The following is a 17,635-nucleotide window of genomic DNA, read 5'->3' as shown; positions in this document are numbered from 1 at the left end:
CTTTACTCATTTAAATATCCTTTTGTTGAAAGAATAGATTACGACGTTTTCAATTCTTATATCTTCACTCACTAGCATTGCATTAATTAAACCTGATGATTCAAAATACTGAAAATGTTCAATAATTACGTGTTCATGATACAAAAAAATCCTTTACAATGGAAGTACAGGTGGTTCCTGTCCAAATCCAAAAGTAAAGGATAATCCGTATGGACAAGAATACACTAAAATCATCATTTGGTAAATGGGTTTCACCTATAAATACGAAAAAACTATTTGAACAAGTAGAAGAAAATAAACAAGATTACTACACAAAAAAACTAACAACTGCAGCGTATATAAAGCTCATGTTACTTGCCCAACTGCAAGGCTTCGAGAGCTTGGAAGAAATGAGCGATGCCCTAATAGATGATGGACTTCAAAAAGCACTGGGGTTTGAATCAATTAGTACATCTCAGCTATCAAGGAAGAATAATGAAATGAATCCAATGATCCTTTCCCATTTATTCTTGGACCTTGTTTACAAAATAAAAGGCATCCAATTTAAAAACGGGAAATACATGCCATTGAAAATCATTGATTCTAGCACGCTTCCATTAAACTTAACGAATCATAAGTGGGCAAAGTTCCGTAAAACAAAAGCAGGAGTTAAGCTACATTTACGACTTGTATTTATGAATAAAGACACCGTCTATCCTGAAAAAGCAGTGATTACAACAGCCAAAGAACATGACAGAAATCAACTGGAAGTTCTCGTAGACGACAAAGAAGCCATGTATGTGTTTGACCGTGGATACGTTGATTATGAACGATTTGATCGAATGACAGATGAAGGCTATTTTTTCGTATCAAGACTGAAGAAAAACGCCATCACTCGTGAAGTAGAATCATTTTCTATACCTAAAGATTCTACGGTTTTATCCGACAAGATGGTTTACATCGGTTCGACGCAAAATCGTACAGAGAATGTATTCCGCCTACTTGAAGTAGTGGATACAAAGGGAAACATTCTACGATTAATTACTAACCGTTTCGATCTAGACTCCGAAGAGATTAGTGAAATTTACCGTCAACGATGGACCATTGAGCTATTTTTCAAGTGGCTCAAACAGCATGTAGAGATCAAACACTTTTATGGCATGAGCGAAACTGCCATTCAAAATCAAATTTTCCTTGCACTTATTGCTTACTGTTTACATGTACTTATCCAGTTAGAGATGAGGAGTAAGAAGTCCTTACTCCGAATTAGCCGCTGGTTAAATAAAGCGCTGTGGAAACCTGCGTACATCTGGATTCGCAGATTTGACGATAGATCTATTCCGTAAATACATACAGTGTCGTTGTTGCTAATAGTTTAATTGTATAATTTTTCTAAATGGACAGACCACCTTTGTTTAGCCTTTGTCTTTTTGGCAAAAAATCCTGCAAAGATGTTTACTGAATTTTCAAACCATATTTATGCAATGCTAGTGATCTTCACTCTTTCTCAAGCCAATTTCACTAGTTCTTTTTAGTTGCTTTTTCTCCTGTTAATTTCTTTCTCTTTCTTTTAATGATTGTATAAGAGCATCTTTATTATTTTATTGAGAAATAGATGTGGAAATTATAAGCATCCAGGAAATTCGAAAAAGCAGAAGTGTTGCAGAGTTAGGCTCTTTATTAGAAGACAAGGAACAACAGCTAGTGGAAGAAAACGCCTACGATTCCCTATTCATTAAATACGGCTTTTAATGTTTTGGCAGTTGATTATCTCTGTTATTATTTGCTATTATATTAATGAAAACGTTTTATTTTCTCAATAATTTAATTATATAAAATTCAGGGTTTTTCAGGTTTTAAAATACTTTGAAATAAAGTATCATGTCAACTTCTCCGCGTAAAGATATTTGTTTAATTTCTCTTTATATGATGGGTTACTTTGATGCTTCACCTAGTGTAACCTCTCTGTACATACGATTTTTTTAATTAAAAGAAATAAGTTTACGGAGGAAGATTAGGCTTATGAAAAATATAACGAAAGCATTAAATATTTTTGTACTAGAAGACGATAAATACATATCTGAATTTCTGCGTGAATTTTTAAGTGAGTATTTTGCTAATGTTTTTATTCAAACCGATAACCGATTTACTTACTCCAAATTAGAACATATAGACATTTTTTTATTAGATATTGAAATTCCTTTTGACAATGGATATGAAATTTGTAAAAAGATAAAATTGTTATTTCCTCAAAAACCAGTAGTGTTTTTAACCGCTCACAGCCAATTAGAGGATAAAATTAGAGGATTGGAATTAGGGGAGGAATTTATACCTAAACCATTTGAGCCTTTAGAACTTATAGCTCGATTAGAGAATTTATTGAGTAATAAATATAGTGAATATTATTATTTAAACGGTCTGCTGGTTAATAAATCTATACAAAGCGTTTTGGATAGTAAAAAAAGGAAAGAGATTAAGTTAAGCAACACAGAAAAAAAGCTTTTTTTTTATTTATATAATAATATAGGTCTTTGTTTATCTAAAGAACAGATCATTGAACATATTTGGGGGATTGATTATAATGATAAAGCAAATTCTCTAAATGTTTATATAAATAATTTAAGAAATAAAGTAGATATCAATGGGGACATTATTCATACAATTTACGGATATGGTTATAAAATGTCAACTCATTAAGGAGTAAATATGTTTTACAAAAAAGTATATTTAATAACATTAATTTCTATTTTGTTTTTCCCTTTTGCTTTTATAGTTTCTAACTACACGGTATATGGAATACATGTATTGTACAATTTTATGAGCGGTACGGATACGCCTTTTAAATCTGATGAGAACTATATATATATATTTTCTCTTTTTTTTATATTGATTTTATTATACGTATATTTCCTTTCCAAGACTCTTAAAAATATATCGCTTGAAATTACTAATCTTTCAAAACTAATACGAGATATAGCTGAAGAGCAAGATATTTCAGACTTTGTTTCCATTTCAAGTTTAAAATTTGATGAAATTAGATATTTAAGTGAGTCAATTAATATATTAATAGAAAAATTACAATACAATCAAAAAAAGTATAATGAATCAGAAGAAATAAGAAAAAAATACTTAGATCAGCTTTCTCATGATATTAAGACGCCCCTTTCAATTATTAATATTAACTTATACTATATTCAGACAGGCAAAAATATAAATAAAGCAATAGAAGAAATAACCAAAAATGTAAATATTATCTCAACACTTAGTGATAGGATTTATCATAAAAATTATTTGAATTCTGATTCTATAATTATTAAAAAAGAGCCTGTCGTTTTAACTGATTTTTTACATCAGATTTTACAGAAATGGAACAATGCCTTCAATCATAAGCAAATACAGTGTAATATGAATATTGATTCAAGTATTATTTGGGTTTTAGATAAAATATGGTTTGAAAGATTGTTTGATAATATATTACAAAATGTTCTTTACCATTCAAAAGCGAGTGCTGTAGAAATAAAAGCGATAAAGGAGAAAAAATACGAGCGTTTGATTATTGTAGATAATGGTATAGGGTTTGATTATCCAGAGAAAGATCTTTCTAATGGCAAAGGGCTAACCATAATTAAGGAGATTCCCAGTTTATTAGAACTTGGAATCTCAATAAATAGTGATAAGTTTGGTACTAGAATAACCTTAACTCATAATATATAAAGCTAATTTGTAATCCTTTACATTTAGAATAATGTCAAATAATTGTCCACTTTTTCCAAGAAAGAAACCTGTATTACTATTTGGATATGAAAAGCCAGAATCCCAAGAATAGCTCATTGTATGTATACGCAATCCTTTGTTCCACTGTTCAATATCAGGAAAAGAATTTTCTCTAAGAAATTCTATGGCCTTTAACACTAGCATGTTTCCATGTATGCCATGACATACGCTTTTTCTGTTATTTAAATTAGATACGTCTTGACAGAGGATTTCTGTTAGTTCTTCCATGTAGGTTATTTTAAGAGATGGAATATAGTGTTGAATTAACATTCTTGCTAGTAATATGCCAGAGAGACCGTTACACCAAATAGTGGATTCTTTAAAACTTAAAGCTTTATCTTCATAAATTAAAATTTTTTCTACTGTATTAATAATTTGTTCATCTTTATGAATGAAGTGGACATATTTTGCTAAAGTTAATGCTATACCTGAAGTGCCATGAGCTAAGCCTGGATTCATTTTCAAATCTTTAGCATCCTGATTCCAAAATATCTCATCATTAGACACTTTAGATTTGGATAGTAATAAATCTTTAAAATCTTCTATTGCATATAATATTTCTTTATGCCCGGTAGAAGTATAATAGTCAATTAATAGTGATATAATCCCAGTCAGACCGCTTATATAATCTATGGGGTACCAGCTATTAGCTATATGTGTATTATATTCCTTTATTAGTTCTAACAAATTTTTGACATTTTCGTTTATTAGATCTTCTTCAGAAATTTCATTAAGAATATATATATACTTAAAATAGGAAAATTTTCCATGGTAAATTGAAAAATTCTTGGTTTTATCTATTTTATATAGATTTTCAATAGATTTATTTATTTCCTTTAAGCTGTATAAATAATCTTTCTTATTTTTTACTATCCAATAATTAAGTAATAACGCTATGCCTCCTAAACCGTCATATAAATTGTAGCTAATAGGGCTAATAATTGCTTCCCCATTACTATTATGGCGAAGGCTAAATAGTAATGAAAAATTATCCGTATTTGAAACTATTTTTTTGATTTCATGGTTAATATCTTTTTTATCAGGCAGCTTTTTAAGTGAATGAACCTCAACTTTATTTAAACTATTCTCTTTATATGCATCTATGGCTAAATCTAATAAATTGGACTGCTCTTTCAAGTCCATAAGTGATAATTTATTTATTCTTAATGAAGTCTCTTCTCTAGGTGTTTTATCAAAAAAATCCAAAACTACTTTCTCATTAGAAGTTGGACTTTTAATGCTTTTTTCATCTATATTTACAGTAAAGTAAGGTATATCATAGTTTAAAAGGCTTTTATATTCTAAATTAGTTATAATATCTTTGGATTTATAATGAACATTTGAATTCTGAAGTATACTGTAAAGTTCAGTGCTACTTTTTGAATGGCTTTGTTTTAAAAATTCTATATATGTAGCATAGGTATATGTTGGCTTAAGAACATATCTTACATTAAAAGTTGGATAAATGGACAGTATTTCTTTGAATTCTTGTTTATTTTTAACTGTATACAAATATGCTGTATTAAATCCTCTCAAAACTTCTTCTTTGAAAGAATAAATTTCCATAAATTTCTCTTTATATTTGGGTATATTTATGCTTTTATTTGTAAAATATTCTTTATAAACATAACGCATAGTATCCGTGTTTTTATCAACTAGAATTTCTTCGGTTTTAGGTGCTAATGTTTGATTTGTAGTACCGCCTAAAAATGTTATACCTTCTCCATTAAAAGAAGTAGCGTAGTCAAACAACAAACTTTGCAAGATGCTATCGTTTAAAAAGAAGGGATTATTTTTTATTACGTGATTATGATCGAAGTTGATAGTACCTTGCATAATCGTTTCTAGGTCAATAATAACGGGATTATTAGAAGTACTTATTATGTTTTCATAATGAATGTCATTGGATCTTAACATATATGTGTAGAAAATATGAATTCCCAAATGATAATAATACGATTCAATTTCTTTGGTGGTATTACAATTTGTATAATCTATAAACTCTTGCCACGCATGGGAATTATAATTAAATATTTTAGGTGTTTTTAACTTACTGTTATTATCATAATTAAATTTTTTTAATAGTTTATAATAAAAGATATCGCTTTCTAGGTTTCTTGGTTTATAAACAAGTTTTGTACCGTTATTTAAAAACAATACTACTACGGTTTTTCCATTATTGTGAGTATCTCCCTTGTCAACAGCAATGTAGTTTATTTTAACATCTTGATTAGGAAATATATCTTCTCTATTATTACAATAATTTTTCAGTATATTATTGTAAAATTCCATAAGGTTTGTAATGTTATTATCTAGGATACATCTTAAGTTTTTAAATTTATCTGATTGTATGTCTAATTTATTTACGTAATCATTGATTTTGGCATCTTTGCATTCATTATTTTCTTTTTTGTTTTTGAAATTTTCGTGAAAATCTTCGAGCATAAATTTACCACTTAGGACTTCGATTTTTTCTACGACCATATCTTTTGTATCTTTACTAAAATTACTTAATAGTATATGACTGAATTTTTTTTCTGTTTCTTCGATGTATCTATCTATCTTTTCAGAAAAAAGCTGTTCATAAATTCTTATACTAATAATGTTACTCATAAATTGAATCCTCCTAAAAAAATAATAGATGCCCCCTGAATAGGGGGCGATCTATTATTGAATATTGTATGTTAGTCATTACAAGGTTTGACAACGGATGCACATTTAGTTGTTGGACAAATTGCTAGAGAAACCGGAATGATTGTAGCAGGAGTTCCTTGTGGTTCACTTGATCCACCTGAAATTTCTTTTAAATCATTAACACTTATTTTTTTGTAAGCCGTTACTTTATTTTCCATTTAAAAACCCTCCCTTCTCTTTAATTGGGAAATAAAACAAAATTTGCAAAAACGAATAAATTATTGTATTATTTCCTCATAACATATTATTCGCATTTTTATAATAACATAAAAAAACAAAAATTCAAATAATTGAGAGGAGGTTAATCTATGAAAGAAAAAGATTTACAATTGTACAATACTGCTGGTGATTTCCTGAGTGAACTAGAAGAAGCCTCTTTAGAGAATATTTCTGGTGGTGCAGCGGAACCTATGGGGATATCTCAAGGTAATGACGGAAAGTGGTGTACCGTAACTTGGGAATGCTCTATCTGTCCGACACATACCTGTTGGTGTTAAGAATAGTGGTGGTGGGGGTCTCCCCATCACCACTTAAATATAAATGATAAGTAAAGGGGGATTTTAATGGAAAAGTTAAATTATTTTATAGATAACTTATATAAAGGTATTTCGGTAAATAACATGAAAAATGCACTTAAGGAATTAAATATTTCTAATTTACAATATTTATATAAACATTATTACTCTAAAAATAGATCCATAATATCTAATCTTCCAAATAATGACTATGATAAGTTTGATTGTAATAATTTAAAGCTAAGAAAGATAGAATCTCAGGAAAATAATAAAAATCTCCTCCTTTTTACTGATTTATTTGTGGAACTATATCGACCCGATTTCACTAAGAAATTCAATGTACTTAAAGAATTTGTTGACTTTGATTTTTGTGATGAAGAAAAAAATTTAACAGAGCAGATCTCACATTTACTAATGTCTGTTGCTCATAGGACATTAATTTACGATATTAATAAAAAAAGAATTTTAAAGGACTTCAAAAGTGATAATGAAGAAGAACAATATAATGAATATATTGAGGACTACCTATCAAAACAAAATAAATTTATAAGAATTCTAAAAGAAAATGATAGTTTAACTTCAATTATGAAACATAAAGTAACATTAATATCAAATTATATAGATGAATTTTTACGTAACCTTATCAATGATATAGAAGAAATAATAGACTATTATAACGTTAAAGAAAGCCAAGAAAATGTGTTTTTATCAAAAATTACAATAAACAAAGGAGATACACATAATAAAGGGAAAAGTGTTGTGTCTTTTGAATTAAATGGCAAAAAAATATATTACAAACCAAGAAATGGAAAAATTGATTTATTTTATGAGGAAATGTTAAAACATTTCAATCAATTTTCGAATTATTACTCTCTTAAGTACCCAAAAAATATTTATAAGTTTGACTATTTTTGGTCGGAATCTATTGATTATTATGAGATTGAAAATCAAAAAGATATATCTCACTTTTACTCAGAGCTAGGTATACATCTATCCTTTCTATATGTGTTTAATGCAGTAGACTTTCATTCGGAGAATTTGATAGCTAATGGTAAATGTCCAGTCCTTATTGATTTGGAAAGCTTATTTAACGTAAAAAGCTCATTAGATGAATTTCAAAACGCAACTGATATTAATCGGCACAGATTGGCTCATTCTGTAAAATCAACAGGAGTGCTGCCCTTTGTTTTTGGAAATGAAAAATCTGACATAAGTGGAATAGGAAGGCGCGGAGATACTCAGACTTTTATAAAAGTTCCAACTATAAAAAATGAGAGAACATCTAATGTTAAAGTAATTTCAGAGCATAAAACCTTGCAAGCTTCACAAAATCATCCGAAGTATAAAAATCAACATGTTAATGAATTAGAATATATAGAACCTCTAAAAGAAGGTTTCACAATAGGATATAAATATATTAGTGAACATAAACAACATATTGTTAATACTATTAAAAAGATGCAAGATGAAATAGAATTAAGATACATAAATAAGCCAACAATTTATTATGCAAATATTTTAAATATAAGTCATCATCCAGTTTTTTTGGAAAACAGGGCAGTAAGAGATCTACTATTAATTAAACCGTTTATTGAGGAAGGCGATAATTTATCGAAGTTAGAAGCTGCTGACTTAGCAGAAGGGGATATACCCTATTTTAAATATCGTTTATCAAGCAAAGAAATAATACATAATAGTTGTGTCCTAAAAAATTTTTTTAAAAATACTCCTCTTGATTTTGCTGTTAAAAAAATAGAAAATCTATCTGAGGAAGACCTTTCATTTCAATTAGAGTTAATTTCTAACTCGCTAGTTGATGATGAGAAAGAATTAACAGAAAAAAAGAATAAGCAATTTGTAAAAGATTTTTCCAATTTATCTCTTAATAATATTATTGACAAGGAAAACTATCTATATAACTTTGCATTTCATATAGAAGAAGAAATTAGTAAACAACAAACTAAATTTAATAATACATTTAGTTGGTACACTTCAGTAGTAAGAGGGGATATAGGAACAAGGAAATCGAACCTTTTAGTTATGGATGGAAAGTTATATGATGGATTATCAGGGATGGCTTTTTTATATATATCAAAGTATTCTGTAACAAAAAACAAGAAATACATTGATAAGGCTCAGCAGATAATTGATGATATATTGGCAGCCTATGGATTACCTTATAAATATCCCATTGGAGCATTTGATGGTATTTCTTCATTAATATATATACTTGTTTATTTTTACAAAACTACAAAAGTAAACAAGTATAAGGAAAAGGCTATTGAAATAAGTTTGGGTATTAAGGAAAATATTAAAAAAGACAAAACAAATGATATTATAAGCGGTTCATCTGGTGTTATGCTAGTGTTAATCAATCTGTATAATTTAACAAAGGATTATAGAATAAAGAATTTGATAGAAATTTGTAAAGATACATTAATTAATAATGCTGAGCACCAAGTAGATGGAACAGTAAGTTGGAAATGTATATCTGATCAATACTTAACAGGATTTGCTCACGGGAACTCAGGTATTTGTTATTCTTTAAATAAATACGTTGAAGATATAAATTCGAATGATGTTAAGGTTAAAGAGATTATAAAGCAAGCAAATGAATTTGAAGAAAAATTGCGATTAGGAAATAAATGGCTTGGAGGATCTCATGATTACGAAGATACGCCTTATGCATGGTGTCATGGCTCCCCGGGAATTCTTTTAAATAGAATATCCTCAAAAAAAAGAGAATTTGAAGATAACCAAAAGATAAAAAGTGAAATTTTAAAAAATGGATTTTCAAGAACTCAATGTCTGTGCCACGGGGATTTAGGAACAGCTATGATTTTAAAAGACTTTTATACTGTCTATGAGCAGCAAGAAAAGTATGCAATTCCAATAAATATTATCTATAATATTATAAAAAATAAAGAAGTTAATGATATAAAAAGTGGTTTAGGTATTAATAATATACAGACCCCAGATTTAATGATAGGTTTAGCTGGAATTGCTTATGGTCTTTTATATATTACAAATCCTCATTTACCTAATATATTAAAATTAGAATTGTAAGAAAGGTAATTAACATGTATAATTTTAAAATTCCAATTATATTACAAAATCATCAATACGAATGTGGTCTAGCTTGTTTATCAATGCTTTTTAGCTGGAAAGATAGTAAAGTAAATACTAATATGTTTAATTATAGTTATAATGTTGGCCGAGACGGTATTTCAGCTCAACAACTTAAAATAATTACTGAAAAGCATAAAGCAGATTTTTATGCTTTTCAGGTCTCTGATATTGAGGATTTTGTTATTAAAGGTAAAATTAAACAACCATTAATGTTATATTGGAAAAATAATCATTATGTAATTCTTAGAAAAATAAAAAACGGTACTTTTTATATTATTGATCCAGGTACTGGAGAAAAAAGTTTTAGTGAAAAGGATTTTTACAAAAATTTTTCAAATGTAGTTTTTTTTATTTATAAGAAAGATAGAAATAAAAATATCTTCTTAAAAAAAACAAGCTATTTAAAGGATCTTATAAAGATAGTAACACCTTATAAAAAAAATATTATTGCTATTATATTTTTATCTGTGTTATTCCAAATTTTAAATTTAATATTACCTCTACTTACTCAATATGTAGTAGATTATAATGGAGCTTTACACAATAGTTTATTATCTAACACTTTGTTAATATTAATAGTGATAGTGGGTTTAAGTGTCTTTTTTTTACATATTGCAAGGACTTTTTTTGTAGTTAACTTACAGATTAGAATTAATAATTACCTGACAGATGGAACGATAAAGAAAATTTTCAAATTACCTTTTGGTTTTTTTGAAAAAAATACTTCAGGAGATTTATCAACACGAATTAATAATATAACTGTAATAAGAGAAATTCTTTCAAATGTTATGACGAGCTTACTGTTAGACGTAGCATTGATATTTATTTTTTCAATTACTATGTTATATTATTCGCCGATTCTTACGAGTATCGTTTTTATAGCTGTTATTATTCAATTGATGGTAACCAAACTGGTTATACCTAGAATAACTCTATACACAAATCAAGAGGTGGCTAATCAAACTCTATTTCAAACAAACTTCCTATCAGTTCTCCAATCCATAGATTATATAAAGACTTTAGGAAATAATAAAGTAATTTATAATAGGACTATTAACCCTTTTTATGAGCAACTAGCAAACTATAAGAGAAAAATGATTACTTCTGCAATATTAGGCGGAACATCTTATACAATTTCTGTAGCTCTGCCATTACTCATAATTTATTTGGGAGTTTTTCAAGTAGATTTTGTGGGTCTTAGTACAGGAGAAACTATAGCTTTTTCCACAATTGCTGTAAGATTTTTAACTCCTTTTTCATCTATATTTAATAGTATACAATCTTTTAAATATGTTGAAGAAATTTTCAATAGAATTAATAAGATCCTTTTGGAAGACGATGAGAGCGAATTATTAAATAGAAGTAAAAAATTAAGTAATTTAAAAGGGGTCATAGAATTAAAGAATATCTCATTTGGTTATGGAGAAAGAAATGTTTTAGAGAATATAAACCTTCAAATTAATTATGGTGATAAAATCCTAATAAATGGAAGCAGCGGTAAAGGTAAAACCACATTATTAAAAATAATTGCCTCTCTTCATTTTCCAACAAAAGGAGAAATTCTAATTAATGGAAATAAGTTAGATGAATACGATATTAGCAGTTATAGAGAGAATATAGGGATGGTCACCCAAGATGTTTCATTGCTTTCTGGTACAGTTAAGGAAAATATTAGTTTTTTTAATGAGGCATTAGATGAGGAAGTTATTATAAATAGCAGTAAAATAGCCTGTATATATGATGATGTTATGAACTTTCCTATGGGGTTCGACACCTTACTTGGAGAAAATGGTACAAACTTGTCAGGGGGGCAAAAACAAAGGTTATCTATTGCAAGAGCCATATCAAGTACTTCTGATTTGTTGCTAATTGATGAGGGGACTAGTAATTTGGACGAGGTAACTGAACAAACTATAATAGATAATTTGTTCCAGTTAGATAAAACAATTATTTTTATTACTCATAGGCATAGTTATATTCCAGGAGTAAATAAAAAAGTTGATTTTACTGAGAGAACCATAAAGGTTACTGATTTAAATTAAATTAATTTTAAATGAGCTTGGTGATGTGCGTATAGTTATAAGCGTAAAATAGCCCATTTTCTTACATAGAGGAGCTATTTTACGCTTACGTAGAAAGTCAAATGGTTTTCTTATTTATTAATTTTAAACTCAGTAGTAACATAAATAATGTTAGTAACCCGGTTAATCCATTTCCCACAAAGGTAGAAAATAAAGGATCTTCATAATAAAATTCATTATCGACAAAGTATAAACCAGCTCTATATCCGAAAGTAATTGGTATCATGTATGAAAATGGGGCCGCCATTAAGACCATAGAAATAAGGGAACTTCCTATTCCAATGGAAATACTTATTACAATGTTTCTTGTAAGTTGGATGATTACAGAAAAGATTAGAGAAACGCTAATGACAACAATTAAATGTAACGTAGTGAAAGATAAAACTATTTTGTATAGATTAGAAAAATCTCCATCTATTACACCATAAAAGACCAAAAGAATTACTAGATTACACAGAAAAATTACTAACATAATGAGTAGCGATACAAACAATTTTGAAAAAAATAATTGTATTCTCGAAATATTGTATGTTATCCAATCTAAATAAGTATTATTTTTGTATTCTATATAAAATATAGATGAAATGATAATACTGGTAATAATAGGAAGCAACATAAAATATTGATTATAGAATGTGAAGTAAAAGCCACTATCTAAATTCATATTTCTTTTGTTTAAAGTAAAATTCGCAAAATTTAATACTAAAGGAATGAGATTTAAGATAAAAATAAATTTAATATATTTTTCACTTCTTATTTTAATTAATTCATTTTTAATTAGCTGAATCATATCGTTTTCACCTCTGTTACGGCTAGCGACATTAATTCAATATATAGCTTTTCTAAATCTACATATTGAATTTCTTCAATTAAAATAGTCTTATTTTGACTCATTTCTTCAAATTTTTTTTTGCTTAAAATAGCTATATTTTCATTCTTATCGTTTTTTAATAAAGTTATCTCCTCCTGTTGCTCACTTGAAATTTCTTTAAGTTTCCCAATAATATAAACATTATCTTCATTTTCTATTTCTAATATTATTTTTCCGTTGTTTATAAAAATGAGAGTATCTGTTATATGGGAAATCTCATTTAAATTATGACTGGATATCATAACAATTCTATCTTTGCTTCTTATTTCTTTTTCTATTAGATTTCGCATTTCCTTAATTCCCATAGGGTCTAAACCATTAGTGGGTTCATCTAATAATAAAATATTTGGATTTCCCATTAGGGCTTTTGCAACACCCAATCTTTGTTTCATCCCCATAGATAGACTTTTAAACTTTTTATTTTTAGCATTGAATATTCCTACAAGCTTTAATAAGCTGTCAATATCTTGATAGTCATCTAATTGAGCATAAGATGCATGTAATTTTAAATTTTCAAAACAACTTAGGTTAGGGTAAAAAGCTGGATATTCTATTAGTTTCCCAATTAATGTATTACTATCATCATTAATTACCTTCCCCTCATACTTTATTGCACCTAACAGTGCTTTAAACAACGTTGTTTTTCCTGCTCCGTTGGGTCCTAGTATTCCATACACTTTCCCCTTATTCAATTTTAGATTTACTTTTTTTAAAATGGATTTCCCATCAACATGATAAGAAACATCTTTTATAAGTATCATGAATTTCCCCCCTAGTTACGTATAATTAAAAAACCAACCATACTTATAATGTAAATAAAAAAGAGAGTTGCAGCTAATTTAAAATTACTTAGCTTAAAACCATTTTTTACAATTTCTATAATAAACAACGAAACGGATAATACAAACGTAATAATTGTTATTGTTATAAATAATTTTTCCATAAATAACATAAAAATCCCCCTTTAATTTGAATAAGATTGTTATGTTATACTTTATAATATAAATATTAAAGGAATCTTAAAATTGATAATTTATTCCTCGATTGGATAGGTTACACTTAGTTGGACAGATTTATTAAATTTATAAAGACTGGATTTAATAATAAATCAGAGGAAAAATAATAATTTCCAAAAGAAAAAGAGGGACATTCTCAAAAGAAAGAACAAATTGTCAAACTGCACCATTTAGGTACGCAAGAAGTGAATTTATCAAGAATACGAGCTGACTCCATTGGACTTTGATAAGTGGGTTCTCCAGCAAAAAAATTGATATAGTGGAGATTTTGATTACGAATAGAGAAAACTTAGATCAGCTATTGCCTTGATCATCAACTATTCCAGAGAAATGCAGAGTCCCTAGCAAAGCTAAATAAATGATTGCACTCGCCCCCCCATCTAATGAATAGGTGGGGACTATTTACGCTTACGTATCGTATAAATCGTTCCATTCAAGTAGAAGGAACTGTGGTGTGCTGAAGAAAGTTATTATCTGAAGAAGTTTCATACGCGAGGAAAAAGCAATGTACGAAATGATTTATTAATTCTGGCATTTGGTTATAATTCCAATAAAATACATACGAAAATCCAAACTGATCACTTGAATCTGTACTATCATTCGTGAAAAACATCTAAGAAATCAGAAAAAGGAGGCTTATTTAAGGGTTAAAAACCGTTATCTTTTCCTGTTATTACCATGAATAAATAACTAATTTCACGATGAACAGCCAATTATAGAAAAAAGCTGTAGTCAAATGCATATCATGTATCTGGCTACAGCTCCTTATAATAAGAATGTTTGAATGTTTGAATGTTTGAATAATAAATTGGGTATTAAAATCCGTTTTTACCAGTTTATTGTTTTGTATTAGGGGTTGCATGCTTTCAAAACAGTTTTTATATAGCCGACATCTGGTCTACTTGGTTCTATATTCCACGGAATTTTGTTGCCCTTTGCAAAATCGAAATGACAATAATACTGATCTTTCATCCCATTTTGATTACTAAATTTGCTATCATCAATATGTTTATCCAGGAGTTTTTCCCAACTATCGTTTCGAATAGAGGTCCACTCTAAGATTCCTGAATCCCATAGTAAGGGTTTAGGGTTAATACTTAAGGATGTTATGTTATCTCTTACAATCCAATTACTAGAATTAAAATAATCTTCGTAGGTATAAGAAGCTATTAAATAACTTACATCTATAGTGTTCTCGCGGGAACTAACTTGTATTTCTAGATGTCCATCTACTTTGGACAAATCTATATTTTCTTTATTTTCAAATGCAATTATGCCAATAGAGTTTCCATTAGAGCTATATATATTAGCTGAGTTTACTTGGATTCCTTCTTCACCTTTATTAATTTTAATATATTCTCCATTTTCCGGATTAAAAGGAATTACAAAATTTAATTTTTCACTACTATCTTGAGCTAGTTTTACAAGAGTTATTGTTTCCTTAATCTCATTATCTTTTACATCTTTAACGGCTCTGGTTAAATTTTTAGAAGTCGGTTCTTTGAAATAATTTATAACATTATTATTTTGGGCTTGAGTGGGGTCACTTGATATAAATAGAGTAATTAAAAATAAGAGTGATAAAGTCCTGATTATCAAAGTTTTGTTTTTTGTCATTCTTATCCTCCTCGTATAATATACGTATTGTCAAAAGTTTTATAGTAATAACTTGTAAAAACCTTCATTTACTAGTATTTAAATTCAAAAACTCACACCCCCTGATTTTTAAGGATATTTGAGGTTACCACAATTTCTCTCCTATTTGCTTGATTATGTCAAGTTACAAGAGAAAATAATTTTTGCATTAATAGGAATTCTAGTTGGCAAATCGGTTGCTAAAGCCCAATTTGATGAACCTACAATAAACCTTATCGTATGTTTGAAGGGACGACATGCCTGTTATTGAAAACCTCGAAAAGCTAGACTATAAAAAAGCTTCTCATTGAATATCAAGTGGAACACGGTAAAGTGCTTAAACCAGTTGCTCGCTGTAAGAATAGTGAAGTTATGGTGCCTATAATTTTTATGTTTTGCGAATAATGGTGGTAAAGGACAGTACCAATGCAAAGTGTGTTCGTGTTTGTCAAGAGCGATGGTGCTGTGATTCTATCTCTAATAATCGGTAAGGTATTATTTTAAGCTAGTTTTCATAGAACTTTTTACGCTGCCAATTAGAATAAGGCTATTATGTTTATACTTTATAATATAAATATTAAAGAAATCTTAAAATTGATAATTTATTCTTCTGGAGACCATTCAACCCAATTCAATATGTGGAATATTTATTTGAGGGATTTCTCAACATGGATTACACGAAAAAAACTTAGGTCAGCTTTTTGGTCATAGACGATTAGGGAGAAAATGCCGATCCCCTACTAAAGCTAAACAATTAATAACACGTCTCTGTCTAGTGAATAGGTGGGGACTATTTTCCTATAGGGTAAATTTTTTATTTAATATTCATCGAATAAAGAATTTCATAAATACAGAATGAATGTTATACTATCCCAAATAATAGTGGGAGGTAGAGAAGTGGATATTTTACAACTGACTAGTCGAAAAAGGGAGACATACCATGTTCAATTAACGTATTCTCTTCTTTGGGAAAGCGCTTTAGGTATTGCCGCAATTACAAATAGTAAACTATTACAGACATTAGAAAGACCAGAAAAATATTGGGATGAAATAAAAAACTCTATAACGGATGAACTATTGGACCACCTCAAATTCGTTGAACAAAATAATACATGGAAGTCGTTGTTACAAATACTTCATCAACGGGAGTTTGCCGATTTATCCGAATTCACCACGTATGTTAATACAATCGATGAAACGGAACTACGGTTCATATGCCTGCCGTTTATCGGAAATGATTATCAAATCTACAGAGAGAAAGCAGCTCAAGGAGAAAGGAGCTCCGTGGAAAAAATGGTTCAAGCAACGGCTGATAATCCCTTTTTTCCGACTTATATCGAATTCATGACAAAGTGCGACATTAGATTCTTAAAGGAGCATCTTATTCATGTAATGCGTGGCTGGTATAAAGAGGTTTTAGAACGAGACGGGACAGAGATAAGCACCATTTTAAAAAATGATTATGAAGCTAAAAAGCAAATGAGAGAAAAATTAGCACCAGAAGAACTTGTTCAGTGGGCGACTGGTGGAGTGACATACACGCCTGAACCAAGTGTGCATCAAGTTTTATTAATTCCACAATATATTTATCGTCCATGGAATATTGAAGCAGATATAGAAAGAACGAAAGTTTTTTATTATCCGGTTTCCAATGAAAGTATTACTCCTTATGACAAATATACGCCAAATAATTTCTTAGTGCTGAAGCATAAAGCGTTAGGTGATGAGGTGCGACTTCGAATTGTTAAGCTGTTATCAGAAGAAAATCGTACATTACAGGACTTAACAGACCAATTAAATATTGGGAAATCTACCATTCACCACCACCTCAAAATTCTTAGAGCGGCAAAGCTAGTAGAGATATTGCATGCAAAATATGGTTTAAAAAAAGACGCCATACAGCTGCTATGTAAGGAGTTAGAAGTATATTTAGAAAAATAA

At 28.9% G+C, this 17,635-nt stretch carries 12 protein-coding genes; 7 read left to right on the top strand and 5 right to left on the bottom strand.

Features of this window, described 5'->3' with window-relative positions; all coding sequences use genetic code 11:
- The first annotated feature begins 209 nt into the window (after nt 1–209).
- From B2C77_RS00815 to B2C77_RS00805, 3 genes are all read left to right on the top strand, one after another.
- Nucleotides 210–1,325, top strand: coding sequence for an IS4 family transposase (locus B2C77_RS00815; protein ID WP_077701890.1), 1,116 nt, complete (start codon nt 210–212; stop codon nt 1,323–1,325).
- A 676-nt stretch (nt 1,326–2,001) separates the two neighbouring features.
- Complete coding sequence (locus tag B2C77_RS00810; RefSeq protein ID WP_077701889.1) at nt 2,002–2,676, top strand: response regulator transcription factor; 675 nt, start codon at nt 2,002–2,004, stop codon at nt 2,674–2,676.
- A gap of 9 nt (nt 2,677–2,685) precedes the next feature.
- Nucleotides 2,686–3,693 carry a sensor histidine kinase gene (locus tag B2C77_RS00805; RefSeq protein ID WP_077701888.1) on the top strand — a complete coding sequence of 336 codons (1,008 nt, stop codon included), beginning with the start codon at nt 2,686–2,688 and terminating at the stop codon, nt 3,691–3,693.
- Here the strand turns inward: B2C77_RS00805 and B2C77_RS00800 are convergent.
- Complete coding sequence (locus B2C77_RS00800) at nt 3,676–6,366, bottom strand: type 2 lanthipeptide synthetase LanM family protein (RefSeq protein WP_077701887.1); 2,691 nt, start codon at nt 6,364–6,366, stop codon at nt 3,676–3,678. The genes B2C77_RS00805 and B2C77_RS00800 overlap by 18 nt on opposite strands.
- A gap of 71 nt (nt 6,367–6,437) precedes the next feature.
- Entirely contained in the window at nt 6,438–6,605 is a 168-nt protein-coding gene (locus B2C77_RS21505; protein WP_164085413.1) for a class II lanthipeptide, LchA2/BrtA2 family, read from the bottom strand.
- A 150-nt stretch (nt 6,606–6,755) separates the two neighbouring features.
- On the opposite strand from B2C77_RS21505, the gene B2C77_RS00795 reads away from it, so the two are divergent.
- The 3 genes from B2C77_RS00795 to B2C77_RS00785 all read left to right on the top strand — a co-directional run bounded on the left by B2C77_RS00795 (nt 6,756) and on the right by B2C77_RS00785 (nt 12,133).
- The gene (locus B2C77_RS00795) at nt 6,756–6,944 is read left to right on the top strand and encodes a plantaricin C family lantibiotic (RefSeq protein ID WP_077701886.1); all 189 of its coding nucleotides are present in this window, start codon (nt 6,756–6,758) and stop codon (nt 6,942–6,944) included.
- Between the two features lie 66 nt (nt 6,945–7,010).
- Entirely contained in the window at nt 7,011–10,028 is a 3,018-nt protein-coding gene (locus B2C77_RS00790; RefSeq protein ID WP_077701885.1) for a type 2 lanthipeptide synthetase LanM family protein, read from the top strand.
- 14 nt (nt 10,029–10,042) lie between these two features.
- Entirely contained in the window at nt 10,043–12,133 is a 2,091-nt protein-coding gene (locus B2C77_RS00785) for a peptidase domain-containing ABC transporter (RefSeq protein ID WP_077701884.1), read from the top strand.
- Nucleotides 12,134–12,230: 97 nt separating this feature from the next.
- On the opposite strand, the gene B2C77_RS22425 is transcribed toward B2C77_RS00785, so the two are convergent.
- The 3 genes from B2C77_RS22425 to B2C77_RS00765 all read right to left on the bottom strand — a co-directional run bounded on the left by B2C77_RS22425 (nt 12,231) and on the right by B2C77_RS00765 (nt 15,676).
- Complete coding sequence (locus B2C77_RS22425; protein ID WP_077701883.1) at nt 12,231–12,962, bottom strand: ABC transporter permease; 732 nt, start codon at nt 12,960–12,962, stop codon at nt 12,231–12,233.
- Nucleotides 12,959–13,804 carry an ABC transporter ATP-binding protein gene (locus B2C77_RS00775; RefSeq protein WP_077701882.1) on the bottom strand — a complete coding sequence of 282 codons (846 nt, stop codon included), beginning with the start codon at nt 13,802–13,804 and terminating at the stop codon, nt 12,959–12,961. The genes B2C77_RS22425 and B2C77_RS00775 overlap by 4 nt, the downstream gene beginning before the upstream one ends.
- Before the next feature lie 1,104 nt (nt 13,805–14,908).
- Nucleotides 14,909–15,676: a DUF2599 domain-containing protein gene (locus B2C77_RS00765; RefSeq protein ID WP_077701880.1), complete on the bottom strand. Its 768-nt coding sequence runs from the start codon at nt 15,674–15,676 to the stop codon at nt 14,909–14,911.
- A gap of 915 nt (nt 15,677–16,591) precedes the next feature.
- Between B2C77_RS00765 and B2C77_RS00760 the strand changes: the two genes are divergently transcribed.
- Nucleotides 16,592–17,635, top strand: coding sequence for an ArsR/SmtB family transcription factor (locus B2C77_RS00760; protein WP_077701879.1), 1,044 nt, complete (start codon nt 16,592–16,594; stop codon nt 17,633–17,635).

This window comes from Virgibacillus dokdonensis (assembly GCF_900166595.1).
Classification (GTDB): Bacteria; Bacillota; Bacilli; order Bacillales; family Amphibacillaceae; genus Virgibacillus; species Virgibacillus dokdonensis.
Note: the sequence above shows the minus strand (reverse complement) of the source record. Positions and strands in the feature narration are given on the sequence as shown.

Excerpts from the sequence above, each read along its gene's own strand:
- B2C77_RS00815 (WP_077701890.1), top strand. The coding sequence starts at position 210 with ATGGACAAGAATACACTAAAATCATCATTTGGTAAATGGGTTTCACCT.
- B2C77_RS00810 (WP_077701889.1), top strand. The coding sequence starts at position 2,002 with ATGAAAAATATAACGAAAGCATTAAATATTTTTGTACTAGAAGACGAT.
- B2C77_RS00805 (WP_077701888.1), top strand. The coding sequence starts at position 2,686 with ATGTTTTACAAAAAAGTATATTTAATAACATTAATTTCTATTTTGTTT.
- B2C77_RS00800 (WP_077701887.1), bottom strand. The coding sequence starts at position 6,366 with ATGAGTAACATTATTAGTATAAGAATTTATGAACAGCTTTTTTCTGAA.
- B2C77_RS21505 (WP_164085413.1), bottom strand. The coding sequence starts at position 6,605 with ATGGAAAATAAAGTAACGGCTTACAAAAAAATAAGTGTTAATGATTTA.
- B2C77_RS00795 (WP_077701886.1), top strand. The coding sequence starts at position 6,756 with ATGAAAGAAAAAGATTTACAATTGTACAATACTGCTGGTGATTTCCTG.
- B2C77_RS00790 (WP_077701885.1), top strand. The coding sequence starts at position 7,011 with ATGGAAAAGTTAAATTATTTTATAGATAACTTATATAAAGGTATTTCG.
- B2C77_RS00785 (WP_077701884.1), top strand. The coding sequence starts at position 10,043 with ATGTATAATTTTAAAATTCCAATTATATTACAAAATCATCAATACGAA.
- B2C77_RS22425 (WP_077701883.1), bottom strand. The coding sequence starts at position 12,962 with ATGATTCAGCTAATTAAAAATGAATTAATTAAAATAAGAAGTGAAAAA.
- B2C77_RS00775 (WP_077701882.1), bottom strand. The coding sequence starts at position 13,804 with ATGATACTTATAAAAGATGTTTCTTATCATGTTGATGGGAAATCCATT.
- B2C77_RS00765 (WP_077701880.1), bottom strand. The coding sequence starts at position 15,676 with ATGACAAAAAACAAAACTTTGATAATCAGGACTTTATCACTCTTATTT.